The sequence below is a fragment of the Nocardia xishanensis NBRC 101358 genome (genome assembly GCF_001613365.1).
Taxonomy (GTDB): domain Bacteria; phylum Actinomycetota; class Actinomycetes; order Mycobacteriales; family Mycobacteriaceae; genus Nocardia; species Nocardia xishanensis.
Genome location: NZ_BDCF01000018.1, coordinates 66,657 through 91,418, shown reverse-complemented (window position 1 = coordinate 91,418; position 24,762 = coordinate 66,657). Strand labels below are relative to the sequence as shown.

25 protein-coding genes are annotated in these 24,762 nt (G+C 69.0%); 7 read left to right on the top strand and 18 right to left on the bottom strand.

Annotated elements, in window-relative coordinates; all coding sequences use genetic code 11:
- Positions 1 to 73: 73 nt before the first annotated feature.
- The 4 genes from NX1_RS17165 to NX1_RS17150 form a co-directional block, all read right to left on the bottom strand.
- A complete protein-coding gene (locus NX1_RS17165; protein WP_068060028.1) occupies positions 74 to 700 on the bottom strand; it encodes a TetR/AcrR family transcriptional regulator in 627 nt (208 codons plus the stop codon).
- Between the two features lie 130 nt (positions 701 to 830).
- Positions 831 to 1,661 (bottom strand): exodeoxyribonuclease III, encoded by an 831-nt coding sequence (locus NX1_RS17160; protein WP_068059868.1) that lies wholly within the window; start codon positions 1,659 to 1,661, stop codon positions 831 to 833.
- Positions 1,662 to 1,688: 27 nt separating this feature from the next.
- Positions 1,689 to 2,666 (bottom strand): N-acetylglutamate synthase, CG3035 family, encoded by a 978-nt coding sequence (locus tag NX1_RS17155; protein WP_068059864.1) that lies wholly within the window; start codon positions 2,664 to 2,666, stop codon positions 1,689 to 1,691.
- Positions 2,656 to 3,246: a peptide deformylase gene (locus NX1_RS17150; protein WP_068059862.1), complete on the bottom strand. Its 591-nt coding sequence runs from the start codon at positions 3,244 to 3,246 to the stop codon at positions 2,656 to 2,658. Before NX1_RS17150 ends, NX1_RS17155 begins: the two co-directional genes overlap by 11 nt.
- 270 nt (positions 3,247 to 3,516) lie before the next feature.
- Between NX1_RS17150 and napA the strand changes: the two genes are divergently transcribed.
- The 5 genes from napA (at position 3,517) to NX1_RS17125 (ending at position 7,929) form a co-directional block, all read left to right on the top strand.
- The gene (gene napA, locus NX1_RS17145; protein ID WP_068059857.1) at positions 3,517 to 3,870 is read left to right on the top strand and encodes a nucleoid-associated protein NapA; all 354 of its coding nucleotides are present in this window, start codon (positions 3,517 to 3,519) and stop codon (positions 3,868 to 3,870) included.
- Positions 3,871 to 3,928: 58 nt separating this feature from the next.
- Positions 3,929 to 4,519: a LytR C-terminal domain-containing protein gene (locus tag NX1_RS17140; RefSeq protein WP_068059854.1), complete on the top strand. Its 591-nt coding sequence runs from the start codon at positions 3,929 to 3,931 to the stop codon at positions 4,517 to 4,519.
- A 126-nt stretch (positions 4,520 to 4,645) separates the two neighbouring features.
- On the top strand, positions 4,646 to 5,335 hold the full coding sequence (gene sodC, locus NX1_RS17135; RefSeq protein WP_068059851.1) for a superoxide dismutase[Cu-Zn]: 690 nt from the start codon (positions 4,646 to 4,648) through the stop codon (positions 5,333 to 5,335).
- 13 nt (positions 5,336 to 5,348) lie between these two features.
- Complete coding sequence (locus NX1_RS17130; protein ID WP_068059845.1) at positions 5,349 to 6,491, top strand: glutamate--cysteine ligase; 1,143 nt, start codon at positions 5,349 to 5,351, stop codon at positions 6,489 to 6,491.
- Positions 6,492 to 6,561: 70 nt separating this feature from the next.
- Positions 6,562 to 7,929 (top strand): phosphatase PAP2 family protein, encoded by a 1,368-nt coding sequence (locus tag NX1_RS17125; RefSeq protein ID WP_068059842.1) that lies wholly within the window; start codon positions 6,562 to 6,564, stop codon positions 7,927 to 7,929.
- A gap of 48 nt (positions 7,930 to 7,977) precedes the next feature.
- Here the strand turns inward: NX1_RS17125 and mnhG are convergent, their stop codons facing one another.
- The 13 genes from mnhG to NX1_RS17060 all read right to left on the bottom strand — a co-directional run bounded on the left by mnhG (position 7,978) and on the right by NX1_RS17060 (position 22,473).
- The gene (gene mnhG / locus NX1_RS17120; protein WP_068059839.1) at positions 7,978 to 8,310 is read right to left on the bottom strand and encodes a monovalent cation/H(+) antiporter subunit G; all 333 of its coding nucleotides are present in this window, start codon (positions 8,308 to 8,310) and stop codon (positions 7,978 to 7,980) included.
- Positions 8,307 to 8,567 (bottom strand): monovalent cation/H+ antiporter complex subunit F, encoded by a 261-nt coding sequence (locus NX1_RS17115; RefSeq protein WP_068059837.1) that lies wholly within the window; start codon positions 8,565 to 8,567, stop codon positions 8,307 to 8,309. The genes mnhG and NX1_RS17115 overlap by 4 nt, the downstream gene beginning before the upstream one ends.
- 4 nt (positions 8,568 to 8,571) lie before the next feature.
- Entirely contained in the window at positions 8,572 to 9,147 is a 576-nt protein-coding gene (locus NX1_RS17110; protein ID WP_307650921.1) for a Na+/H+ antiporter subunit E, read from the bottom strand.
- On the bottom strand, positions 9,144 to 10,745 hold the full coding sequence (locus NX1_RS17105) for a Na+/H+ antiporter subunit D (RefSeq protein WP_068059830.1): 1,602 nt from the start codon (positions 10,743 to 10,745) through the stop codon (positions 9,144 to 9,146). Before NX1_RS17105 ends, NX1_RS17110 begins: the two co-directional genes overlap by 4 nt.
- Positions 10,742 to 11,116: a Na(+)/H(+) antiporter subunit C gene (locus NX1_RS17100; protein ID WP_068059827.1), complete on the bottom strand. Its 375-nt coding sequence runs from the start codon at positions 11,114 to 11,116 to the stop codon at positions 10,742 to 10,744. Before NX1_RS17100 ends, NX1_RS17105 begins: the two co-directional genes overlap by 4 nt.
- A 130-nt stretch (positions 11,117 to 11,246) precedes the next feature.
- Entirely contained in the window at positions 11,247 to 14,075 is a 2,829-nt protein-coding gene (locus NX1_RS17095; RefSeq protein ID WP_068060022.1) for a Na+/H+ antiporter subunit A, read from the bottom strand.
- 110 nt (positions 14,076 to 14,185) lie between these two features.
- On the bottom strand, positions 14,186 to 15,499 hold the full coding sequence (locus NX1_RS17090; protein ID WP_068059824.1) for a hypothetical protein: 1,314 nt from the start codon (positions 15,497 to 15,499) through the stop codon (positions 14,186 to 14,188).
- 67 nt (positions 15,500 to 15,566) lie between these two features.
- Complete coding sequence (locus NX1_RS17085; protein ID WP_068059821.1) at positions 15,567 to 17,792, bottom strand: AAA family ATPase; 2,226 nt, start codon at positions 17,790 to 17,792, stop codon at positions 15,567 to 15,569.
- Positions 17,793 to 17,875: 83 nt separating this feature from the next.
- Positions 17,876 to 18,307 carry a hypothetical protein gene (locus NX1_RS17080; RefSeq protein WP_068059818.1) on the bottom strand — a complete coding sequence of 144 codons (432 nt, stop codon included), beginning with the start codon at positions 18,305 to 18,307 and terminating at the stop codon, positions 17,876 to 17,878.
- Between the two features lie 146 nt (positions 18,308 to 18,453).
- Positions 18,454 to 18,807: a UBP-type zinc finger domain-containing protein gene (locus NX1_RS17075; protein ID WP_068059815.1), complete on the bottom strand. Its 354-nt coding sequence runs from the start codon at positions 18,805 to 18,807 to the stop codon at positions 18,454 to 18,456.
- Positions 18,808 to 19,006: 199 nt separating this feature from the next.
- Positions 19,007 to 20,488, bottom strand: a complete 1,482-nt coding sequence (locus NX1_RS17070; RefSeq protein WP_245668539.1) for an ATP-binding protein — start codon at positions 20,486 to 20,488, stop codon at positions 19,007 to 19,009.
- 16 nt (positions 20,489 to 20,504) lie between these two features.
- On the bottom strand, positions 20,505 to 22,172 hold the full coding sequence (locus NX1_RS17065; RefSeq protein WP_068060016.1) for an NAD(P)/FAD-dependent oxidoreductase: 1,668 nt from the start codon (positions 22,170 to 22,172) through the stop codon (positions 20,505 to 20,507).
- Between the two features lie 106 nt (positions 22,173 to 22,278).
- Entirely contained in the window at positions 22,279 to 22,473 is a 195-nt protein-coding gene (locus tag NX1_RS17060) for a hypothetical protein (protein ID WP_068059812.1), read from the bottom strand.
- A 208-nt stretch (positions 22,474 to 22,681) separates the two neighbouring features.
- Here NX1_RS17060 and NX1_RS17055 point away from each other — a divergent pair, with 208 nt between their 5' ends.
- Entirely contained in the window at positions 22,682 to 23,137 is a 456-nt protein-coding gene (locus tag NX1_RS17055; RefSeq protein WP_068059809.1) for an SRPBCC family protein, read from the top strand.
- 52 nt (positions 23,138 to 23,189) lie between these two features.
- Here the strand turns inward: NX1_RS17055 and NX1_RS17050 are convergent, their stop codons facing one another.
- Positions 23,190 to 24,218, bottom strand: coding sequence for a beta-ketoacyl-ACP synthase III (locus NX1_RS17050; RefSeq protein ID WP_068059806.1), 1,029 nt, complete (start codon positions 24,216 to 24,218; stop codon positions 23,190 to 23,192).
- Positions 24,219 to 24,439: 221 nt separating this feature from the next.
- Between NX1_RS17050 and NX1_RS17045 the strand changes: the two genes are divergently transcribed.
- Positions 24,440 to 24,712, top strand: coding sequence for a GlsB/YeaQ/YmgE family stress response membrane protein (locus NX1_RS17045; RefSeq protein WP_068059803.1), 273 nt, complete (start codon positions 24,440 to 24,442; stop codon positions 24,710 to 24,712).
- Positions 24,713 to 24,762 lie beyond the last annotated feature (50 nt).

The window sequence follows — 24,762 nt, the reverse complement described above, 5'->3', positions numbered from 1 at the left end:
CCGGACCGATCGGGCGTGCTGGCCTGTGCTGCGAGCCAGGCGGGGTATCGGCGGACTTCCTTCGGACGGCGGGTCAGGCGTGGCGCAGCGCGCGATAGACCGCGGCGCCGACGAACGCGCCGAGCGTCTGCGGCGTCCAATCGCCCTCGTCGGCGAGCAGCGAGCGCACCGCGCCCTCGCCCGCCGAGACCCACTGCTCCACCAGGATCGGCAGCTTTCGTTCGGCGTCCTCGGTGCCCCACGCGCGCAGCGTCGGCCGCAGCAGCTGGGTGCATCGCCGCACCGCCAGCTTGCGGCCGCGGCCGAACGAATCCGCAACCGCGGGATCGGGATTGCCGTAGAGCAGCCGCCACGAATCCGGCCGGGCCGCGGCGATCTCCAGCAGTGCCTGGAAGCCCTCGACGAAGACGGTCTCGCCCGCGTCGACCGCGCGGCGCGGGGTGGCCTCGAGCAGGCCGTCGACGAGGTGGCCCTCCTCGCGGCGGATCAGTTCCCGAATGAGTTCGACGCGATCGGCGAAGCAGGCGTAGACCACCGGTCTTGTGACGTTCATCCGCTCGGCGACGGCTGCGATGGTGACCGACGCGACGCCGTGCTCGACGGCGATGGCCAGTGCGGTGTCGAGCACCTGCGGGCGGCGGCGTTCCGGTCCGAGGTGCCGCGCCCGCTGCCGCGTTCGCGCGGCTTGCTCGGTACCCATGGGCACCAACATAGCAGCGACCGCCTCCGGTTCTCCCAGGTCGGGCGGCCCTCGCCGGGTTTCCTACACCGAAGAACAATAATGCTACGTTCGTGAATGAAGTGGCCCGGTCGGATGCCGGGCGCCGCCGTCAGCGGCGCTCTACGGGAATGTCGAATTCGGCGATGACCGGGGCATGATCGCTGGCTCCCTTGCCTTTTCGCTCCTCGCGGTCGACGCCCGCGTCCGTGGTGGCGGCGGCGAGGGCTGGAGAGGCGAGCACGAAATCGATGCGCATGCCTTCCTTACGTGGGAAGCGCAGCTGTGTGTAGTCCCAGTATGTATAGACGCCAGGCCCAGGCGCGAAGGGGCGCATGACGTCGGCGAAGCCGGTGTCCACGATGGCGGTGAACGCGTCACGCTCCGGCTGCGAGGTGTGCGTCTTCCCCTCGAAGAAGGCGGGCGACCACACGTCGTCGTCGGTCGGGGCGATGTTCCAGTCGCCTACCAGCGCGACCTTGGCCTGCGGATCCTCGGTCAGCCAGGCTGCCGCGTTGTCGCGCAGGGTCTCCAGCCATTCGAGTTTGTAGGTGTAGTGCGGGTCGGTGAGGGTGCGGCCGTTGGGCACGTACAGGCTCCAGACCCGCACGCCGCCGCAGGTCGCGCCGAGCGCGCGCGATTCGACGACCGGTGTGCTGATGAGGGATTCGCCCGCGTCCTTGTCGAAACCGGGCTGATTGGGGAAGCCCAGTTCGACGTCGTCCAGGCCGACCCTGGACGCGATCGCTACGCCGTTCCACTGGTTGATGCCGAGGTGCGCCACCTCGTAGCCGAGTTCATCGAAGCGTTCGAACGGGAACTGGTCGTCGCGGCACTTGGTTTCCTGCATGGCGAGCACGTCGATGTCCTGGCGGTCCAGCCAGGCCGCCACCCGGTCGAGACGGGAGCGAATCGAATTGACGTTCCAGGTCGCCAGACGCACGAAATGCCTTCCTCTTGCCGTCGAGTCTCATTCTCCGCCGTGCGGAGCCGCGTAGCGATAGCCGTGATGGTCCAGGAAACCGAGACCGCGGTAGAGCTCGAGCGCGCTCGCGTTGTCGGCCGACACCTGGACGTAGGCGTGGGTGGCCCCGCGCTCGTGTCCCCAGCGGATCAACTCGGCGCACACCAGGGTGGCCAGGCCATGCCTGCGGTGTTCGGCGGCCACCGCGACGCAGGTGAGGCCGATCCAGCGGCGGCCGTCCGGCGCGGTGGTGCACGCGCCGCGTCCGATGGCGATAGGACTCGGCAGTCCGAGCGAGGCGAAACCGAGCTCGCCCTCGTGCACGGCGGTCAACACCTCGGTGACCGGCTCCGGAACATGTTGTGCCGCAGGGTCTTCACCGCGATAACGGTGCAGCCTGAGCCACGCCTCGTCGGGGCGCTGCGCGATCCGCACCATCGGCGGGCCTTGCGGCAGCACGAAATTGGTGATGTCGATGCCGAGCACCAGGGTTTCGTTCCAGGTGCGCCAGCCCGGCGGCACCGGTGCGAGTCGATCGGGCAGCAGCAATTGCAGCGGCAGGCCGTGCGCGGTGTACCACTCGCCGATGCGGTGCAGGGTGTCGGTGGAGAGCTCCGCGGGTCGTCCCGAATCACCCAGCGGCACAGCGGCATTGGCGCGGTTGGTGTAACCGTGCCCGGCGCGCAGCAGCCAGCCGTCGAGCCAGGCGGTCTCGCCCCCCGGCCACGCGTCGGCAGCGGCCGCCTCCAGCGCCCTGATCTCCCTGGTCCGAATCGGCCTGGGCCCGATGGCTTTCAGCGCGATCACCCGGTCCGGCGACACCGAGACCACTTGGCCGTCGGCGCCGCGGACCGTCGGCGGGTCGAGCGAAACCAGTTCGCCGATCACATCGGTCAGCGGTTGGGGATAACCGGCGGGCAGTTGATAGCGCATCACCACCCGGCGGCCGAGTGGAATCTGCGCGGGAGCGGGCTCAGTCGTCATGCCCGAAGGGGTCGGGAACGGTACCCGGAACCCAGCTGAGACCCGGTGTGCCCCAGCCGTTTCGCTTGATCGACTTCTTCGCGGCGCGCGCGTGGCGTCCGATCAGCACGTCGACGTAGAGGAAGCCGTCGAGGTGGCCCACCTCGTGCTGGAGCATGCGGGCGAAGAAGCCGTTGCCCTCGATGGACACCGGCTCGCCGTGCTCGTCGGTGCCGGTGACCCGCGCCCAGTCGGCCCGGCCGGTGGGGAACTGCTCGCCGGGCACCGAGAGGCAGCCCTCTTCGTCGTGATCGGGGTCCGGCATGGTCTCCGGAATCTCGGAGGTCTCCAGCACGGGGTTGATCACCGCGCCGCGGCGGCGGAAGGTCTTGCCGTCGGAACCGACGTCAGGGCAGTCGTAGACGAACAGGCGTAGCGACACCCCGACCTGGTTGGCGGCGAGCCCGACGCCGTTTGCGGCATCCAGGGTCTCGTACATGTCCGAGATCAGCGGGGCGAGGTCCTCCGGTGATTTGGTGACCGGCTCGGTCGGGTTGTGCAGCACGGGGTCACCGACGATCACGATGGGGAGGATTGCCATGGGAAAACAGCCTACCTACGCCGCCGGACGCAGTCCGTCGACAGCCCCTGCGCGCGGCCGGAGCGAAGGCGGAGCTGCGCCGACCTACGCCGCCGGACGTGGCCCGTCGACAGTCCCGCGCACGGCTCGTAGCGCACGTGGAAACGCGCCTACCTGGGCGTTGTCAACACGCCGGGACGAAGGGAGAGCATCCCCGCCGCCGCGTGGTTGAATGATCCGCGACGTACAAGCACCATTTTTCGTCTGGTGACAACTCGGCGAGGGAGCGAGATGGACGGCGCAGCGGCTCGGAATCTTTCCGCGATCCAGGACGGCCCTTCCGCGAGCGAAGAGACGACCGCGAGCGCTTCGGCCCAGTCCGAGCACGACGGCAGCGGCCTCAGCCGCCGCGAACACGAGATCCTGGCCTTCGAGCGGCAGTGGTGGAAGTACGCGGGCGCCAAGGAAGAGGCCATCCGCGAACTGTTCGGTATGTCACCGACCCGGTACTACCAGGTGCTCAACGCCGTGGTCGACCGGCAGGAAGCGCTCGCCGTCGATCCGATGCTGGTGAAGCGGCTGCGCAGGCTGCGCGCGAGCAGGCAGAAAGCCAGAGCCGCACGGCGTCTCGGTTTCCAGGTATGACACGTTTTCGGGTCGTCATGCGGGCAGTGAGACCCGATATACGACTAGGGTCGACAGCGTGAGTCAAACCAATCCCACCTCCGGCGGGCCGCCGCTGCGCGCGCTGGCGATGGTGTTGATCGCGCTGGCCATCGTCTTCGCGGGTCTCGGCGCGATGTCGTTGTCGAGTTCCGATTCCGACGGCACGAACGCCGAGGAGTCGTCTTCGGCCACCGCGGCCCAGCAGGTCACCTCGGCCGCGCCCGCGACGACGGCCGCGCCGACCACGGTGGCATCGACAGCGGTGGCGTCGACGACGGCGTCGGTCACCGTCGCGCCCACCACGTCGGCCACCCCCACGACCGCCGCGGGCACGCCGGCGGCGACGATCGATCGGGCCGTGCCGGTGCGCGTGCTGAACAACAGCCTGGTCCCCGGTCTGGCCGCCCGTACAGCCGACCAGTTGACGGCGAGCGGCTGGACCAATGTCTCGCCGGGCAACTACGCGGGCGGGAATATCGCGAAAACGACTGTGTACTACGGAAATTCGGCCGGCGAACGGGAGGCGGCGATGGCGATCGCCACGCAGCTCGGCGCGACCGTCGAGCCCAAGTCGACCGGAATCGGAGACGGTTCTCCCGGTGTCATCGTCATTTTGACGGGTAACTGAAACAAGAGTGCGGCGCGCCCGGCCCCTTCGAGGCGCGACACGGCGGGCGTGGCATCATCTTGTCCGGTAACGACAGTGTTCACCCAGCTTTACTCGTAAACTCGGTACTCGTAAAGGAGTTCCCCGATGGCCCCGTCCACAACTCGTCGCCCGTCCTGGCGGACTGTGACCCCGGTGCTTGCGGTCGCGGTCTTCGGCCTCGCTGCCTGCTCGAACAGCCAGGAATCGAGCGACGTCAAGGGAACCACACCACCGGTGTGGACCGGTGCCTCCGCTCCGGCCGAGGGGCAGGGCACCGGTACCGAGCACGGCAGCCCGGCCAACCAGCCCGGCACCAAGGTCGAGCTGAAGGACGCCGCGGGCAGCTCGGTCGCCACCGCGAACATCGCCAAGGACGGCAACCACCTCGTGATCACCGTCGAGGCGCACGGCCTCAAGCCGGGATTCCACGGTCTGCACTTCCACCAGGTCGGCAAGTGCGAGCCCAACTCGGTGGCGCCGACGGGCGGAGCGGCCGGTGACTTCCTCTCGGCGGGCGGCCACCTTCAGGTGGGCAGCGCCAACGCCCACCCGGCCAGCGGTGACCTGACCTCGCTCGAGGTCCGCTCGGACGGCCAGGCCAGGCTGGTCACCACCACCGACGCGGTGACCCTCGACGACCTGAAGAATCGCGCGTTGATCATCCACGCCGATGCCGACAACTTCGGCAACATTCCCAACCGTTACGTCCGTGCCGACGGCGTGGCAGGCCCGGACGAGAACACACTGGCGACCGGCGACGCGGGCGGCCGCTTCGCCTGCGGTGTAGTCCAGTAGACAAGGTGTCGTTATGGGCGGGGCAATCGAGAAAGTTCCATTTCCAGGTTCGCCCCGGCCGACCATCGGCATCGAATGGGAGGTCGCGCTCGTCGACAAGGTGACGCGCGACCTTTCCAACACCGCGGCGGCGGTCTTCGACGCTGTCGGTGATCTGCGGGCCTGGGACGGCACACCGCAGGTCACCAAGGAGCTGCTGCGCAACACCGTGGAGATCGTTACCGGCGTGCACGACACCGTCGGCGCCGCGGTGGACGATCTGAGCGGCACGATGGACACGGTCCGCCGCGCCGCCGACCCGCTCGGCGTCGATCTGTTCTGCGCGGGTACCCACCCGTTCGCCCAGTGGTCGGCGCAGCAGCTGACCCGTTCGCCGCACTACGACGAGCTGATCGAGCGCACCCAGTGGTGGGGCCGCCAGATGATGATCTGGGGCGTACACGTGCACGTGGGAGTCTCGCACCGGGACAAGGTCTTTCCGATCCTCAACTCGTTGCTGCTCACCTACCCGCATCTGCTCGCGCTCTCGGCCTCCTCTCCGATGTGGGCCGGTTCCGACACCGGATACGCGAGCAACCGCACGCTGATGTTCCAGCAGCTGCCCACCGCGGGATTGCCGTTCCAGTTCGAGAACTGGACGCAGTTCGAACGTTTCGTGCACGACCAGATGCAGACGGGCGTTATCGAGCAGCTCGGCGGCATGCACTGGGACATCAGGCCCGCGCCCAAATGGGGCACCATCGAAGTGCGAATCTGCGACGGCATTTCCACCAGGGCCGAATTGGCCGCGCTCGCGGCGTTCATCCACTGCCTGATCGTGGATCTCGACCACCGCGTCGAAGAGGGCGAACATCTCGGATCGCTGCCGCCATGGCACGTTCAGGAGAACAAGTGGCGCGCCGCGCGTTACGGCCTCGATGCGATTGTCATCACAGATTCCGACAACACCGAGCGGCTGGTCACCGATGACCTGATGGACGTGCTCAACCGGCTGGAACCCACGGCCAAGCGGCTCGGCTGCTCCGACGAATTGTCTTATGTCGCCGAGATACCCCAGCGTGGGGCGTCCTATCAGCGCCAGCGCAAGGTGGCCGCCGCGACCCAGGGCGACCTGATCGCGGTGGTGGACGCGCTGGTCAAGGAGCTCGACAAGTAGCGTTTCGCCGCGGCGAGCGGTCGTCTGACGTTCAGCTGGTCAGGGGGACGGCGTTCATCCCCCGTTTACTATGGTCGACGTGCTTGTCGAAGACCCGGGTTCCAGCGTAGGAAGTACGGTGCGGCGGTTGAAGATACCGCCGTCCCGGGTCTGGGTGACAGCGGCCGTCGCGGCGGTGCCCACGCTGCTGATCGTGCTCCAGCTCGTCGCCTTTCAGCAGGGATTCGAGGGTCCGCTGGAGAGCTTGTGGCGCGATTACACGGGCACGCCGAAATCGATGTCGCTGCCGTGGGCAGGGTTGATCCTGGCGCTGGTCGGTATCTCCATGCAGCGCAGGCTCGTCGCGTTGGGTGCTGCGGTGATCATCGATCTCGTGTGCGCTGGCGCGCGTCTGCTTTCCGGTGACACGCCGACGGTTGGCAACGGTCCGGTGATCGTGCTCACCGCGCTGGCTCTGATCGCCTGGCTGTGCTGGAGTGGCGTCGAGCGGCGTAACGCGCTGCACGCGGCCGCCCTCGGCGCGTTGCTGATCCTGGCCACCAAGGTCGGCGACGTCTGGCTGCACATCACCGTGCTGAGCGGTCCTGACGTGCTGGACGAGTACGTGATGCTGGCCGATCACGCGCTCGGCGATCCGTCCTGGGTGATGGGCCGGGTCGTCGACACGCTCGGACCGGTCGTCTACGCCGTGCTGCACTGGGTCTACATCGAGCTGCCGGTGGCCGCGATCGTGGTCGCGGTGTGGCAGTTGCGGCGGGTGGTCGACTCGGGGCGGTGGCCGACCCACTACCTGGTTCGCACCTTCCTGGTGCTAGGGCTGGTCGGACCGATCGTCTACGTGCTCTTTCCGGTGGTCGGGCCGATGTTCGCCTTCGGCGTGGACGGCAACGGACTCCAGGTGGGCAACTACTGGCCCGGCGTGCTCCCGCCGATCGACCGCAATCCCGCGCCGCTGCCGTTCGACGCGGCGACTCCGCGCAACTGCATGCCGTCCATGCACACCGCGTGGGCGCTGTCGGTCTTCCTGCACACCCGCCGCGACGCCGACGGGTCACGCGCGCCGCGCTGGCTGCGCTGGGGCGGCGCCTTCTGGCTGCTCGCGACGCTGGCCGCCACCCTCGGCTTCGGCTACCACTACGGCGTCGACCTGGTCGCGGGCGCGGTGCTGTGCCTGACTGTCGAATCCGCGCTTCGCGAGCCGGAACGCGGCTGGGGTTGGTTCCGTATCCGCTTGGTCGCGGGCGGGGCGGCGGTGCTGGCCGTGTTGCTGCTGTCTTACCGCTATCTGGCGGTGCCGATGGCGGAGTACGCGGTGCCCGCCGGGACCATCGTGCTGGCGCTGCTGGCGGGCATGGCGGCCGCGTTCCACGCGACTTGGTTCGCTGGTCAGCGGGAACAGGTGGTCACGGTGCGTGAGGTCGAGCCGGTCGAGCGCTGAGGCGCTCACGCGCCGACGCCGAGCCGACCGGTTCGCGAAACGCCCGGCTCAGTCGATCTCGTCGCCGAGTTCGTTGACGCGCAGCAGCCCGTCGCGGTGCCGCTGCTCGCGGTAGGCGGTGCGGCCGATGAGGTGCGCGATCACCGGGGCGGTGAGCAGCGTGAACAAGCCGACCAGCGCGAGCAGCCACACGTTGCCCTTGCCGCGCAGCTCGATGGCCGCGCCCGCGAGCACCAGGAGCAGCCCGACCACCTGCGGTTTGGTCGCGGCGTGCATGCGGGTGAGGGTGTCGGGGAAGCGGACGATGGCGATCGCGGCGGTGCAGGCCAGCGCGGCGCCGCTCAGGATCAGCGCGGCCGCGAGCCATTGCCAGGCCGTCATCGGTCGTCCCTGACTCGGAAGCGGGAGACGGCGGCGGAACCGAGGAACCCGACCAGCGCAAGCGCGACGATGGCGGGCAGCACCGTGGCGTCGCCGGTGTAGGCGGCCCACACGGCGAGCCCCGACGCCGCGATGGCCATCAGCGAATCGATCCCGACCACCCGGTCGAGCGTGTTCGGCCCGGCCAGGATGCGGTAGCTGGTGATGACGGCGGCGGCCGCGAGCAGGACGCCCGCGAGCACGGCGACGACGGTCATGCGTTCACCTCCGGTCGGATTTCGGGAAGGGCCGCTCGAAAGCGGAGATCAGCAGCCGCTCCAGGCGGCGGGTCTGGTGGTAGAACCGCGCCACGGCGGCGTCGCTGCCGACGTCGAGCACGTGCACGTAGACCAGGCAGCGATTCCGGTCGATCTCCAGCACCATGGTGCCGGGGATCAGGTTCAGCAGGTCGGTGGTGAGTACGAGCACCAGGTCCGACCTCGTGCTGAGGGCGACCCGCAGCACGCCGGAGACCGGCGGCGGTGCCGGGCGGATCGCGAACCAGGCGATCTGGAGGCTGGATTCGAGCGCGTAATAGGCGCTCACCACGGTGGCCTCGGCCATGGCGAGCAGATTGAGCCGCCCGCTCACCGGAATCCGGGGCAGCGGCAGCGCGACCATGATCAGAGCGGCCACCACCAGCCCGCCCACCAGGTTCCCGACGCTGAGATCGCCCCACAGCGCCATGTAGACCGCGGCGAGCCAGAACAGCACCCCGACGCGGACCACGCTGTCCCTGCCGATCCGGCGCTTGCCGGTCTCGTCGGACGGTTCACGAATCCCGTCGCCCGTGCTCACCGGTACGCCTCCGGTACGCCGAGTACCGCGCCGACGTACACCGCGGGATCGTGCAGGTCGGCGGCGGCGCGATCGGCGATGCCGAGGATCGGGCCCGCCAGCACGGTGAGGCAGAGGCCGACCGCGGCCAGCGCCATGGTCGGCAGCAACATGAGCGGTGGGATGCGGCCGGGATCGGTGCGCTCGTCGTAGAGCACGTCGGTCGAATCCTCGATCAGGGTGGGCGGATTCGCCGCTGCCAGGTGCCCTTCCGGCGCTTCGGTGCGCGGCCGCCAGAACACTTTGACCCAGACCCGCGCGATCGCGTAGAGCGTCAGCAGGCTGGTCAGTACGGCGCCGCCGACCAACACCCAGGCCAGCACGCGTCCGTCCGACGCACCGGCCTGGAGCAGCGCGACCTTCCCGATGAAGCCCGAAAAAGGGGGTATGCCACCGAGATTCAGCGCGGGCACCAGGAACAGCACGCCGAGCACCGGACTCGCCGCGGCCAGCCCGCCGAGCCTGCGCAGCGAGGTGGATCCGGCCTGCCGCTCGATCAGGCCGACCACCAGGAACAGCGTGGTCTGCACCAGAATGTGATGCGCCACATAGAAAACTGCGCCGGCCAGCCCCGCCGTGGTGGCGAGCCCGACACCGAAGACCATGTATCCGATGTGGCTGACCAGCGTGAACGAGAGCAGCCGTCGGATATCGTGCTGCGCGATCGCGCCGAGGATGCCGATCACCATGGTGAGCAGGCCGCAGATCAGCAGGACGGTGTCGAAACCGCCGTCGGGGAACAACAGCGTGTGCGTCCGGATGATCGAGTAGACACCGACTTTCGTCAGCAAGCCGGCGAAGACGGCGGTTACCGGCGAGGGTGCGGAAGGGTAGGAGTCGGGCAGCCAGTTCGAGAGCGGGAACACCGCCGCCTTGATGCCGAAGGCCACCAGCAGCACCGCGTAGATCGACATGCGCACGCCGTCCGGAGCGGCGCCGAGGCGCACCGCGAGCTGCGCCAGGTTCAGCGTCCCCGTGGTCGCGTAGACCAGGCCGATGCCGGTCAGGAAGATCAGCGACGAGAGCATCGACACCATCACGTATCCCACGCCGGCGCGGATGCGTTCGGTGGTCGCGCCAACGGTCAGCAAGACGAACGACGCGGCGAGCAGCATCTCGAAGCCGACGAACAGATTGAACAGGTCACCGGCCAAGAACGCCGCCGAAACACCCGCTGTCAGAACGAGATACGTGGGGCGGTAGATGGACGTCGGCTGGCGCTGGTCACCGTCGCGGATGTTCTGGCCCGCGCCGTAGACCGAGACGGCGAGCAGCACGATGGCCGAGACGAGCAGCATGGCGGAGGACAGCCGGTCAACCACCAGCGTGATGCCGATGGGGGTTTCCCATCCGCCGACCTGAACGGCGGTGGTGCCGTCCCGATCGGCCAGATACAGCAGCAGGCCGGTGATGACCACGACCGCGGTGAGCGCCACCAAGGTGAAGGTGCGCTGAATGCGCGGCCTGCGTCCGAACACCAGCGTGGCCGCCGCGCCGAGCAGCGGGACGAGCACCGGCAGCGGCGCCAGCGCGGGCAACAAGTGCGGGGAGAGGGTCAATCTTCCGGATCCTCTCGGTCGCGCTGGGCCGCCACCTCCGCGTCGCCGGGATCGTTCTGCACGTCCTCGGTGGTGGTGAGCATGTAGGACCGGTAGGCGAGGGACAGCACGAACGCCGCGAGGCCCATCGTGATGACGATCGCGGTGAGCACCATCGCCTGGGCCAGCGGGTCCGCCATCCCCTCGGGCTCCCCGCCGCCGATCGGCGGTTCGCCGTCCGGGCCGCCGACGGTGATTATCAGCAGGTTCGCCGCGTTGCCGAACAGGATCATGCCGAGCAGCATCTTGGAGACGGCGCGCTCCAGGATCAGGTACACCCCGCACGCGGTCAGGACGCCGATCAGGACGAGCAGGGTCAGATTCGCGGTCATGCCCGCACCTCGCTGACGCTCGGCTCCGGCATCCGCGCGGCGCGTCGGCACATGATTCGCTCACCGCGTTCGCTCATTGGGCCGCCATGCGCGCGGCGCGCTGGCACATAGTTCGGCTCACTGCGTTCACTCATGCGCCGCCTCGCTGGGGCCGAGCGGGTTCGTCAGTGGTGTCGCCGAGTTCGCTGTCCAGGCGGGCGCCGAGGCTGCGCAACACGTCGAGGACGAGGCCGACCACGATCAGGTAGACGCCGAGGTCGAAGAACAGCGACGTGACCAGCTTGACGTGTCCGAACAGCGGCAGCGTCACCTCGACGATCGCCGAGGACAACGGCGGCGCGCCGAGCAGCAGCGAGGTGGCCGCGGTGCCGGCCGCCAGCGTGAGCCCGGCGCCGAGCACGTGGCCCGCCTCCAGCGGCAGCGCCTCGCCGAGTTCGTAGCGGCCGCCCGCGAGGTAGCGCAGGGTCAGCGCGAGGCCCGCGGTGAGCCCGCCGGCGAAACCGCCGCCGGGGGCGTTGTGGCCGGCGAAGAAGAAGTAGATCGAGAGCACCATGATCGTCGGAAAGAGCAGGCGGGTGGTGATCTGCAGAACCATCGAGCGCTCCCGGCGATCGACCAACCGTCCCGCGGGCAGCCAGCTGACCAGATCCGGGTTGTAGTTCGGTGCGTCGGCGGCGCGTGGTGCGGCGCCGAAACGCCTGGTGCGGAACACCATCGAAGCCACGCCGGTGGCGGCGACGATGAGCACCGAGACCTCGCCGAGGGTGTCCCACGCCCTGATGTCGACCAGCAGCACGTTGACCGCGTTCTTGCCGCCGCCGATCCGGTAGGCGGCCTCCGGGATGCTCCGCCAGATCGGTTCCGCGCCGCGTGCCGCGGTGGCGAAGGCGGCGAGCACCGTCACGGTCGCGCCCACCGCCGCGGCCAGCACGGCGCGGCGGGCCTTGAACGCGGCGGTCCTGCTCGCCTCGATCTCGGCGGGGAAGGCGCGCAGCACCAGCACGAAGACGACCAGCGTCAGGGTCTCCACGAGGAACTGGGTGAGGGCGAGATCGGGCGCGCCGTGCAGCGCGAAGACGACGCCGCAGCCGTAGCCGGTGACGCCGACCACCAGCACGCTGGCGAGCCGGTTGCGCAGCACGGTGGCCGCGAACGCCATGGCCGCCATGATTCCCGCGATGGCCAATTGCAGCGGCGAATCCCACAGGCGCAGTTCGACTCCCGTCCTGGTGCCGAGCGCGAGCAGGGCGGAGGGCAGGATGATCACGGTGCCGAGGATGGTGGCCTGGGTCAGCGGCAGCGAGCCGCGCTGCACCGATCCGGTCATCCGCAGCGAGAGCCGGTCCATCGCGCGCAGCGTGGCGTCGTAGGCGCGGTCGGCGTTGCCGAGACGCGGATGCGCGGTCTCGCCGAATCGGTTGCGCACCAGGAAGAGCGCGGAACCCGCGACGACGATCAGGACCGACAGAGCCAGCGGCAGCGTCAACCCGTGCCACAGTGCGAGATGCGAAACGAGTTCTCCCGGAAGCGTTTCCGCGTATCCGCGGAGCAGTTCGTCCAGCCATTGCGCGCCGATGCCCGCCGCGAGACTCGCGACGGCGAGGGCGGCCGGCGGCGCGAGGAACAGCCACCCTGGCGCGTGCCACGACGGCTCCTCGTCGAGCGGCCTGTCGCCGAACGCGCCCCAGACGAAGCGGGCGCTGTAACCGACCGTCAGCATGGAACCGAGCACGATCGCCGCGCAGAGTGCCGTGCGCGTAGGTGCGGGAACAGTGTCCGCGTCCAGGATCGCGCCGAGCGCGCTCTCCTTGCCGACGAACCCGAGCAGCAACGGAATGCCCGCCATGCTCAGCGCCGCGAGCACGGCAACGCCGCACAGCACGGGAGCGCGTCGCCCGAGCCCGGACAGCTCGCGCAGATCCCTGGTCCCCGCACCGTGATCCACGATTCCGACCACCATGAACAGGCACGCTTTGAACAGCGCGTGCGCCACGATCAGCGTCGTCCCGGCCAGCGCGGCGTCCGGTGTGCCGAGCCCGACCAGCACGATCAGGAAACCCAGCTGGCTCACGGTGCCGAAGGCGAGCAGCAGCTTCAGATCGGTCACCCGCAGCGCGCGAATGCCCGCGAGCAGCATGGTCACTGCGCCGAGGACGAGCACCATCGGTTGCCACGGCGGGCTGTTCGCGAAGACCGGTGCGAGTCGGGCCACCAGGTACACGCCCGCCTTCACCATGGCGGCGGCGTGCAGGTATGCGCTGACCGGGGTCGGCGCGGCCATCGCGCCGGGAAGCCAGAAGTGCAGCGGAACGATCGCGGACTTGCTGAGCGCGCCGACGAGCAGCAAGGCTACGGCTACCGATACCGCGACGCCCTCCGGCGGGCTCTCCATCGCCAGTAGGTCGGACAGCAGATAGCTGCCCGAGGTCTGCCCCAGGATGACGATGCCGACCAGCATGGCCAGCCCGCCCGCCCCGGTGACCAGCAGTGCCTGCAAGGCGGCGCGTCTGCTGATCGCGCGCTCGGCGTCGTGGCCGACCAGGAGGAACGACAGCACCGTCGTCGTCTCCCAGAAGACGTAGAGCAGCAACATGTTGTCGCTGGTGACCAGCCCGAACATGGCTCCGGCGAAGCCGACGAACTGGGCGGCGAACACGCCGAGCCTCGGTTCGTCGTCCTCGAAATAGCGGGTGCAGTAGAGCAGGATCAGCGTGCCGACGCCGAGTACAAGCGCCGCCATGACGGCCGCGAGCGAATCGAAGCGCAGATCGATGTTCATCGCGATGCCCGGCGCCCAGCTCAGCCGAACCTGCTGCGTGCTATCCCAATTCGCGATCACCCAGCCGAACCCGGCCAGCGGCGCCAGCGCGAGCACCGCGAAAGCGTTGCGGCCCAATACCCGTACGCACAGCGGCGCGGCCAGTGCGGCAAGCGCATGCGCGAGCAGGATTACGAGCAAACTGCACTCCGTCATGTCGTAGCGGGCGGTGGTGCGGTTCCAGCCTACGTGGAGCCAGCGTTTTTCGCGGGACCGCTCACTATGGCGTCAGCCATGTCGAAGCGCTTCGGCTATATGTCCGCTACCTCGTTCCGCGGCTCGGGAGGTGCGGGTTTGCGGTAAATCCGCGGACGCAACCGGTACACCAGGAACAGGGCGATCGCACAGCCGATCACGATCGTGAGCGCCACCCGTCCCGGTGTCGTGGCGTCGGCCATATTGTCCCGCGGCGGCCAGGTCTCGCCCTCCACCGGTAGCGCGGTGTTGATGCTCGGCAGATAGAGGGCGGCGAGGGCGAGCACGGCGCTCGGGCCGTAGCGCGGCCGGGCGGCGCCGCAGCTGTACCCGGCGGTCAACGCGAGCAGCGCCGTCGCGACGGAGTAGTACACGGCGTCGTCGCCGTGCGCGTCGAGAAACGCGAACACGGCAACGCACATCAGCGCCAGCAGCGCCAGGAACGGTGACGGCGCGCGGAGCCCGGCGAACAGGCCGAGCCCGGTCAGCGCGAGCACCGCGATGACGCTCCACCAGGGCCGCGGCGCGTAGCCGAGCGCGTCGGCGGTCGCCACCAGGCTTACCGCGAGCAGCACGCCGATGCCGTCGCGGCCGGGCAGCAGCATGGCCGCGATCAGCGCGGCGATGATGGTGGCCGCGACGGCGATCGCGATCTCCAGCCGGTTGTCGGTCGGTGCGGAGACGTTGTTGTACTGGCCCGCCAGCCATTCGGTCGCCGCGAGGACGATCAGGCCGAGCACGGTCGCCGCGAGGATCGGCGTGATGGGCAGATCGATGGGTACCGTCGACTCGGGCTGCCGCCCGATCCTGGGGCGATGGCGGGCGATGGCGACGAACAGCAGCGCCACCGAGATGCCGATCATCCAGCGCGGCGGTGTCTCCAGCACCGTCAACGGGTCCTGAGCGGGCAGGTCGAGCCAGTCGGCGAGGTCACCGAAGACGAAGAAGGTCGCCGTGCCGAGCACGTAGCCGATCGCAGGGGCGGGCTTGCGCAGCGCGGCGATACCCAACGCGCCCAACAGGATTCCGCCGCACACCGAGTCGATGTAGTTCTGCGTGGTGAGCAGGTCGGTCGAGGAGACGTTGCGTCCGGCGAAGTGGTTGACCAAGAGACCGAACGCCGCGCCGAACGCCACGATCCAGCCGGCCAGCGGTTTGGCGAAGGTGGCGATCAGCACCGCGACGGTGACCGCGACGACCATGCCGATCGCCGCGCCGCGCGGCACGCTGTTGATCAGGCTGGCGATCCGGTAGGGGGTGCTCTGCGCGGTCCAGCTGAAGGTGATCGGCAGGAACAGCGCGATCCCCGCGACCGCGGCCCCGATGAAGGCCGTGACCACGTCGACTCCGTCGCCGATCCATCGCCGCACGTGGGCAACATACCCGCGCCGCGGCGCCGAATCGGTGATTGCTGGTCGGCCGCATGTCGAATATCGGTCAGCTGCGGTTTTCCGTGTACCGGCGCAGGGCTTCGACCTGATCCCGGTCCAGCGAAGGGCGCACAGCGGCGCGGGCGGCGGCGAGATCCGCCGCGGTGACGTCGGCGGCGTCCACGTCGCGGCGCATCGCCGCCAACGCGGCCTCACGCAGCAGCGCGGCGCAGTCGGCGGCCGAGTAGCCGTCCAGGTCGGCGGCCAGCGCGGTGAGGTCGACGTCGTCGGCCAGCGGCACCGAGCGGCCCGCGGTCCGCAGGATCTCCAGCCGCGCCGCACTGTCCGGCGGCGGGACGAACACCAGCCGCTCCAGCCGTCCGGGCCGCAGCAGCGCGGGATCGATCAGCTCGGGCCGGTTCGTGGCGCCGAGCACCACCACGTCGCGCAGCGGCTCCACCCCGTCGAGCTCGGTGAGCAGCGCCGCGACCACCCGGTCGCCGACGCCGGAATCGGTGCTCTGCCCGCGTCGCGGCGCGAGCGCGTCCACCTCGTCGAGGAAGATCAGCGACGGCGCGGAATCCCTTGCCCGCTGGAACAACTCGCGGACCGCGCGTTCGGACGCGCCGACCCACTTGTCCAGCAGCTCCGCGCCCTTGACCGCGTGCACGCTGAGCTGGCCCGACCCGGCCAAGGCGCGCACCAGGAACGTCTTGCCGCAGCCGGGCGGGCCGTAGAGCAGTACGCCGCGTGGCGGTTCGATGCCGAGCCTGGCGAAGGAGTCAGGATGGCGCAGCGGCCAGAGCACCGCCTCGGTGAGCGCCTGCTTGGTCTCGATCATGTCGCCCACGTCGTTCAGGCCGAGACTGCCGATGGCCAATTCCTCCATGCCGGAACGGGACAGCGGACGGATCACCTTCAGCGCGCCTTCCAGGTCCTCCTGGGTCAGGCGCGCGTCGGCCTGCTCCTTGCTCACCCGCGATGCCGCGCGCAGTGCCGCCTCCCGGCACAGCGCCGCGAGATCGGACACCACGAAACCCGGTGTGCGCGCGGCGATCTCGTCGAGTTTCACATCGCCGGTCGGCACCTTGCGCAGCCTGTGCTCCAGCAGCGCCCTTCGCACCGCCGCGGTGGGCAGTGGAAGTGCGAGCTCCCGGTCGCACAGATCCGGCGCGCGCAGCCGAGCGTCGATACCGGCCGGATGCGCTGTCGTCGCGATGAAAGCCACTGCGGTCTCGGCCATCGCCGCGCGCAACTGGTCCAGAATCAGCGTCGCGACCGGCTCGGGGTCGGCGGGCAGCAGCGCGTCGATATCGGTGATGAGCAGGATGCCGCCCCGCCCGGAACCCACGTCGGCCACCGCGGCCGCCACTTCGCGCAGTCTGGCTCCGCCTTCCGTGGCGCCGACCGTTGGCCCGTCCAACTCGACGAGGCGGCGCGGCGCGGTCACCGACCGGGCCAGCGTTGCCTTGCCGACACCGGCCGGCCCGGTGATCAGCACCCCGAGATGCGGTGTGGCGCCGAGGGTTCTGAGCAGCTCGGGTTCGTCGAGCGCGAGGCTGAGCCATTCGGTCAGCTTCGCCGCCTGCGCCTGCACGCCGACGAGTTCCTCCACGGGCACCCGCGGCGGCACACCGCGCACCAGGGTCGCGACGTCGGTGTCCGCGGCCGCCTCGGTCGCTCCCGGCACCGGGTGACCCGCCGCCGCGCGGTCGGCGGCGTCCAGCGCCGCGACCACGCCAGGGCCCCAGACGACGGCCGTGTTGGGTTGCACGCTCACCGGTCCGCGCACCGGATCGGTGGCCGTCACGGTCAGCAGTTCGGTGGTCCACGCGATGCCGAAGGTGCGCGACAGCGCCTGGCTGGCCGCCGACGACGGAATGTCCGGCCCCAGATCGCGCGGCAGCAGCGACACCGCGTCGCCCACCGTGACGACCTTGCCGAGCAGCGCCTGACGCAGTGTGGCGGCCGGGATGCTGCGGGTGGCGTGCACCGAACCGGTCACCGAGATCTGCTTGGCGCCGAATACGGTTGCCGGGGAGACCACCACCGTCGCGTTCTCGCGCAGGCCCGCGTTCGACAGCGTCACGTCGTCCAGCAGCGCGACGCCCGCCGGTGTGCCCGCGGGCGCGATGCCGACCACCGCCGCGGTACGGCGCGAACCAGCCAGCGCGACCCCGTCCCATTCACGCAGGCCGAGTGCCGTCAGCGCCTCTGGATGCAGGCGCACCACCCCGCGTCGCGCGTCGGCGGCGGACGGATTCAGTCGAGCGGTGAGCGCCAGATCAGCCACCGTGCCATTCTGCCCGCGTCAGCGCGCGGGTGGGCAGAGACCGCAGGTGAAGTCGCCGACGCGAGGACTGAAACAGACCTAGTTCACGCGGGTGCGATGATGCGGGCGGCCACGGCCACCGGCTTGTCGACGTTGCCCGGTGACAAGCACACCAGCTTGGCGGTGCCGAGCGCGACATTCGGGCTGCCCGCGAACTCGCTGTCCGGATTCTCGGCGAGGATCTCCTCGATGACCCGCTTCTCGGCGTCGCTGTCGAGCCCCTTGAACTCACCGCACGTGGTGCGCGAGGCCGGGCCGAGGCCGGACGTGTCCGCCTGCGTGGTGGTCGCCGCGCTGCCGGACGTCGGCGGCGCCGAAGCCTTGGTCGTGGTCGGCGCGTGCGTCGCACTCGCGCTCGTGCCCGGAGTGCCCTTGCGCAGGCCGCTCGCGTCGCTGGACTCGTCCGACCCGCCGCAGCCGGTCGCCGCCAGTGCCACCGCGCCCACTGCCAGGACGATGACGGAAATTCGCTTCATTTGGTGCTTCCCGGGTACTACACGGCGCCGGAGCCTCCGGCGCGTGGGGGAGTGTAATTGGACACGCCGGTGCTCGCGTGCTCGCGGCCCCCGGTGTCTCGCGTTCGAGCGTTCGAGACCGGCGACCGCGTCGCATGCGGAACTGCTCAGTGGATGTGGGCCTGCCAGTCGGCGGGCACCCGTCCGCGCGGGCCAGGCACGCCTTGATCGGCCGGATGACTGTGCGGAGGCGCGAGTTCGGGGCCGCCGCCGTACATCTCCTCGCTGCGGAAATCCCAGAACCAGTCCTCGCCGGGCTCGAAGCTCTGGATGAACGGGTGGCCGGTGTCCTTCGCGTGCTTGGAGGCGTGCTGGGCGGGAGAGGTGTCGCAGCAGCCGATATGGCCGCACTCGGCGCAGCGGCGGAGGTGGACCCACCAGCCCTGCGCGGTTTCGCATTCGAGGCAACCGGTACCGCTGGGCGGAACGGCCGGGTTGATGCCTTCGATGGCTTCCGTCATTCGCGTGCCTCCTGTGTTTTCGGCGCGCTGGCGCGCGCGTGTTCGCGGCCCCCTGGTGTCTCGCGTCCGAGCGTTCACGTCTCGCGCCTGCGGCGCATGCGTCGCGAACGCTCGGACGCGAGACGGGCCGCGAACGGGCTCGTAAGACTCGCCCCTGGGTGGTTGGCAGAGTGCGGATGTTGCGTTCAGATCTTTTGTTCTACTGGGTTTCCAGTCCCCCGGCTTCATTCTGCTCCGGGCGGTGCAACGGGATGCGGACGATGAAGCGGGTGTCGCCTGGTTCGGATTCGACACGGATGTCGCCGTTGTGCTTGTTGACGACGATGCGGAACGAGATGTCGAGGCCGAGTCCGGTGCCGTCGCCGACCGGTTTCGTGGTGAAGAACGGTTCGAAGACGCGGCGGCGCACGTCGGCGGGGATGCCGGGGCCGGTGTCGCCGATCTCGACGACGGCGCAATCGTTCTCCTTACACGTCCGCACGGTGAGGGTGCCTTCGCCGCGCATCGCGTACACCGCGTTGTCGATCAGGTTCGTCCACACCTGGTTGAGCTCGGCGGCGTAGCAGGGCACCGGCGGCAGGCTGCGGTCGTACTCCTTGACCACGTGCACGCCGTCGCCGAGCTTCCTGTTCAACATCACCAGGGTGCTGTCGAGCAGCTCGTGGATGTCGACCACCTGGAACGGCGCCCGGTCCATCTGCGAGTACTGCTTGGCGGCGCCGACCAGCGTGGAGATCCGCGCGGTCGAATCCGCGATCTCGTTCATCAGCAACTCGGTCTCGATGGTGTAGTTCAGCCAGCGGATCGCGCCCTCGAACACCTTGTTCGGGCAGCACTCCAGGGTGCCCCACACCCCTTCCAGCCAGTCCACGTCGAAGCCGGCCTGCACGAAGTTGGGCGCCAGCGCCCAGCCGTCGCCGATCTCGTGCTCCTCGAGCCACTCGCCGAGCATGTCCTCCCGGTCGGCGGCCTCCATCGGGGTCAGCTCGGGCGCCTTTGCGACCTGGGCCGCCGCCTCCTCTTGCAGCCGAACCAGGGTGACTAGGACTTCCGGCTGGAACTTCCCGTCGGCCATCATGGCCAGCTTGTGCCGCATCCCCGCGACCCGCTCGCGCAGGCCCGAGGTGGCGCGCACCGCCGCGGCGGCCGGGTTGTTCAGCTCGTGGGTCAGACCCGCCGACAGCGAACCCAACGCGAGCAGCCGCTCCCGCTCCGCCACGCGCTGAGTGGTGTTGCGGTTGCCGAAGAACGCGCCCTCCAGCAGGTGCACCGCCATCGGGAACCACTCGTGCATCATGCGCGCGAAGGTCCCCGCGTCCAGCACGTAGAACCGGGACTTGCGGGTGACGTACATCGAACCGGTGTAGTTCGAGTCGGCCTTGTCGCCCAGGTACGCGCTCCACGCGCCCGCGTAGGCGCCCTTGTGATCGGTGCGGTTCAGCTCGATCTCGGTGCCGCCGGACAGCTTGGTCAGCCGCACTTCGCCGTCCATCAGGACGTAGAAGCAAGTGGCCGGATCGCCTTCGCGGAAGACGAGTCCGGGCTCGATGTACTCGATGCGCCCGTCGGCGCACAGCCAGGCCAGCTGGTCGTCGTCGAGTTTCTCGAACAGGAACAGGGTGCGCAGTTCGGCCGGATCGCAGACCAGATGCGAACGGCGCGCGGCGTTTTCGATTGTCACTACTGCCCTCCTGATTTCACGCGAGATACCGGTGCACGAGCATGACCGCCATCGCGCCCTCGCCGACCGCCGAGGCGACCCGCTTGGCGGATTCGGCGTGCACGTCGCCCGCGACGAACACGCCGGGCACGCTGGTTTCCAAATGGTGTGGGGGTCGCGGCAATTCCCAGCCCGCCGGACGCGCGCCGTCGACCATCAGGTCCGGTCCGGCGAGCACGTAACCGGCGTCGTCGCGCTTGACGACGCCGTCGAGCCAGTCGGTCTGCGGCGCCGCGCCGATGAACAGGAACAGTCGCTCCGCATCGGCCTTCTCTTCCGCGCCTGTGGCGTTGTCGCGCAACACGATTCGTTCCAGATGATCGCTGCCATCGGCGGCGGTGACCTCGGTGTTGGTGTGCACCTTGATATTCGGGATCTGCGCGATCTGCTGGATCAGATAGTGCGACATGGACTTCTCCAGCGAGTCCGCGCGCACCACCAAGTGCACGGTGCGGGCGTTGCGGGAGAGGAACACCGCCGCCTGCCCGGCCGAGTTTGCGCCGCCGACGATGTAGACCTCGTGATCGGCGCATTCGGACGCCTCGGTCATCGCCGAGCCGTAATACACACCGCGGCCGGTGAATTCGTCGACGCCGGGCGCCGGATGACGCCGATAGTCCACGCCGGTCGCGATGATCACGGTGTGGCCGCACAGCGTCCCGCCGTCGGCGAAACGCACGGTGCGCGCCGAACCGTTGACCTCGAGTCCGACGACCTCGCGGGTGGTGATCACCTCGGCGCCGAACTTGGCGGCCTGCCGCCGCGCCCGGTCGGCCAGCTGCGCGCCCGAAAGTCCGTCGGGGAAGCCGAGATAGTTCTCGATGCGGGAGCTCTGCCCGGCTTGGCCGCCGGTCGCGGTGCGTTCGACGAGCACCGTGCGCAGGCCCTCGGACGCGCCGTACACGGCGGCGCCGAGCCCGGCGGGGCCGCCGCCGACCACGATGAGGTCGTAGAAATCGCCGGTGGGGGTGACGTTCAGCCCGACGCTCTCGGCCAGTGCGCTGTCGGACGGCTGGACCAGCGCGTCGCCGGAGGCCGTGATCACCACCGGACATCGGTTCGGGTCGGCGCCCGCCGCCTCCAGCAGCCGGACGCCCTCCGGTTCGGAGGCCAGGTACCACCGGTAGGGCAACTGGTTGCGGGCCAAGAACTCCCGCACCTCGGAGGAACGCGGTGACCAGCGGTTGCCGACCACCTTGGTCTCGGTCACCGGCCGGTGTTCACTGCTGCGCCACGCGTCGAGCAGGCCGTCGAGCACCGGGTAGAGCTTCTCCTCCGGCGGGTCCCACGGCTTGAGCAGGTAGTGGTCCAGGTCGACCACGTTGATCGCGTCGATCGCGGCGTTGGTGTCGGCGTAGGCGGTCAGCAGCACGCGACGCGCGTACGGGTGCAGGTCCATGGCCTGCTCCAGGAATTCGATGCCGTCCATGCCCGGCATCCGGTAGTCGGCGATCAGCACGGCGACCGGCTGGCCGCGCAGTTTCATTTCGCGCAGGGCGTCGAGGGCCTGCGGGCCGGATTCCGCGCGCAGAATCCGGTAGTCGGCGCCATAGCGGCGGCGCAGGTCGCGTACGACCGCCCGGGAGACGCCCGGATCGTCGTCGACGCTCAGGATTGCCGGTTTCGTAGCAGCGGGTGCAGTCACCACAAAATTATGTCGCTTCGGCGTCGGGAGTGTCGCCGGAGTTTCCCGCCCCTCGAGTCATCCCCTCGCCCCCGCAGGGGCATCGCCGCGCGATGCGCGACCTGGTTCACACGCGGTGCTGGAGCACCATCTCGAGTTCGCTCGGTGTGAGCAATCGCTCCAGCCGTTCTTCTTGGGCGAGCGCCTTCTCGGCCCGACGCGTCAGCGCACCGCGCTCCGCGGGCTCGTCATCGGGTTCTGAGGAGGGAAGCAGCGGAACCTGGTCCGCCTGCCGACGATGAAGAAGCGAGCTGAGTTTCACGGCCGATCACCTCACGCTGGACGGAAAAGCTCGTGGCTGTGGCTTGTGCTTCGTCTATCCGCAATTGTGCGCGGACCATTACGAGCGCAGCCAACCAAAAAGCCAAAATGTGACACAGTTGTCTTCCATGGGCGCCCGTTTAGGATGTCTGTAACTTGCCGTACACAAGTGTCCGGATTGTCCGGACCGCGCATCACCGGAGGCAGCGTTGCCCAACCACCTCGAAGCGACCGTCGACATCGCCGCTCCCCCGGAGCGCGTCTGGCAGATCGTCTCCGATCTGAAGCGCATGCCCGAGTTCAGCCCGATGACCCTCAGGATGGTCCCGCTCGGCACGCCGAAGGCCGGTACCTGGACCGTGAACTGGAACAAGGACGGCTGGAAGCGCTGGCCGACGACCTCGCGCATCGTGCGGTTCGAGCCCAATCAGGCCTTCGCGTTCCGGATGATCGAGAACCACACGGTGTGGAGCTACACGCTGGAGCCGACCGCGAACGGCACCCGGCTGATCGAGCGGCGCGACGTGTCCAACGGTGTCACCTGGGTGATTCGCAAGGTCATCGACGCCGTGCTCGGCGGTGAACAGGCCTTCGAGGCCAACCTGGTCCGCGGCATGAACGAGACGCTCGCCAAGATCAAGGCCGTGGCCGAGACGAGCGCCTGAGGCGATTGCGCCCTCGCCCCTTGTGGGGCGAGGGCGCGGCTCGCGGAAGCGACTACTTCCAGTTCGGCAGGGTGACGACCTGCGCCGCGTAGGACAGACCCGCGCCGAAGGCGATGAGCAGCGCGGTGTCGCCCGGCTTCGACTCGCCGTTGCGTAGCAGCGCTTCCATGGCCAGCGGGATGGACGCGGCCGAGGTGTTGCCGGTCTCCTCGATGTCGTGCGCGAGCGCGCAGTTCTCCGGCAGCTTGAGCACGCGCGCCATGATCTCGATGATCCGGCCGTTGGCCTGGTGCGGGATCATCGCCTGCATGTCGTCGGTGGTGAGTCCGGCGCGGTCGATCGCGTCGCGGCACACCTTCTCCAACGAGTGCGCGGCCCAACGGAAGACGGCGGTGCCCTCCATGGTCAGGTACGGCCGGACGGCGTCGAGGCCCTTCTCGTCGATCTCGGCGAAGTACTCCATCCAGTCCTTGTCCTGGCGGATCGCGTGGTGCTGGGTGCCGTCCGAGCCCCACACGGTCGGGCCGATGCCCTGCTCCGCGGCTGGGCCGACCACGACGGCGCCCGCGCCGTCGGCGAACAGGAACGCGGTGGAGCGGTCGCTCATGTTGATGGTGTTGGTCAGTTTCTCCACGCCGATCACCAGCACGTTCTTGGACGTGCCGCACCGAACGAGGTCGGACGCCATCGCCAGCGCGTGACAGAACCCCGCGCAGCCCGCGGAGACGTCGAACGCGGCAACGCCGTTCATGCCGAGCTCGGTGGCGATGCGCGGGGCAGCGGCCGGTGTCAGCAGCAGATGCGTCGACGTGGCGACGATGACACAGTCGACCTCGTCGTAATCCACGCCCGACGCTGCCAGCGCGTTCTGCGCGGCGGCCACGCTCATGCTCTGGATCGTCTCGTCCTCGGAGGCGAAACGCCGGGTCTTGATGCCCGACCTCGTCTGGATCCACTCGTCGCTGGAGTTGATCGGTCCTGCTACTTCGTCGTTGGTGACCACACGGGCCGGGCGATAGACGCCGAGCCCGAGGATCGCGGTGTGCTCAGCCCCGGTGGTCTGGGCGATTCGAGCAGACATGATGGATCTCCTAATACCTGCGGCGCTGCTGCCGGGGATCCGGCGGAGCCTCGAACTCCTCATCGGTTCGCCACTCGCTACGAATGCGTAGACATGAGGCTCCCTCATATTACCCGAGGGTTGCCACGGGAAGTGCTTATTCTCACAATCGCCGGGTATGTCTGCGGAAGCACGTCGCTGAGCACTAGGCGTGCCTAACCAACTACTGATGCGAGGTCACCATGCTCGGTCTCGGGATCATCGGCTGGATCATCATCGGCGGTCTCGCCGGTTGGATCGCCAGCAAGATCATGAAAACGGACGCCCAACAGGGCATCCTGCTGAACATCGTCGTCGGCGTGATCGGCGGTCTGCTCGGCGGATTCCTGCTGAAGCTGTTCGGCGTCGACGTCGAGGGCGGCGGGCTGTGGTTCAGCTTCTTCACCTGCCTCGGCGGCGCGATAATTCTGCTGTTCCTCGTCAGCCTGGTCACCGGCCGCAGGGCATTGCGCTGACCGGACGTGTCACCGGCTCCTCCCGTAAGGTGTGATCGCTTGCGCCGGAC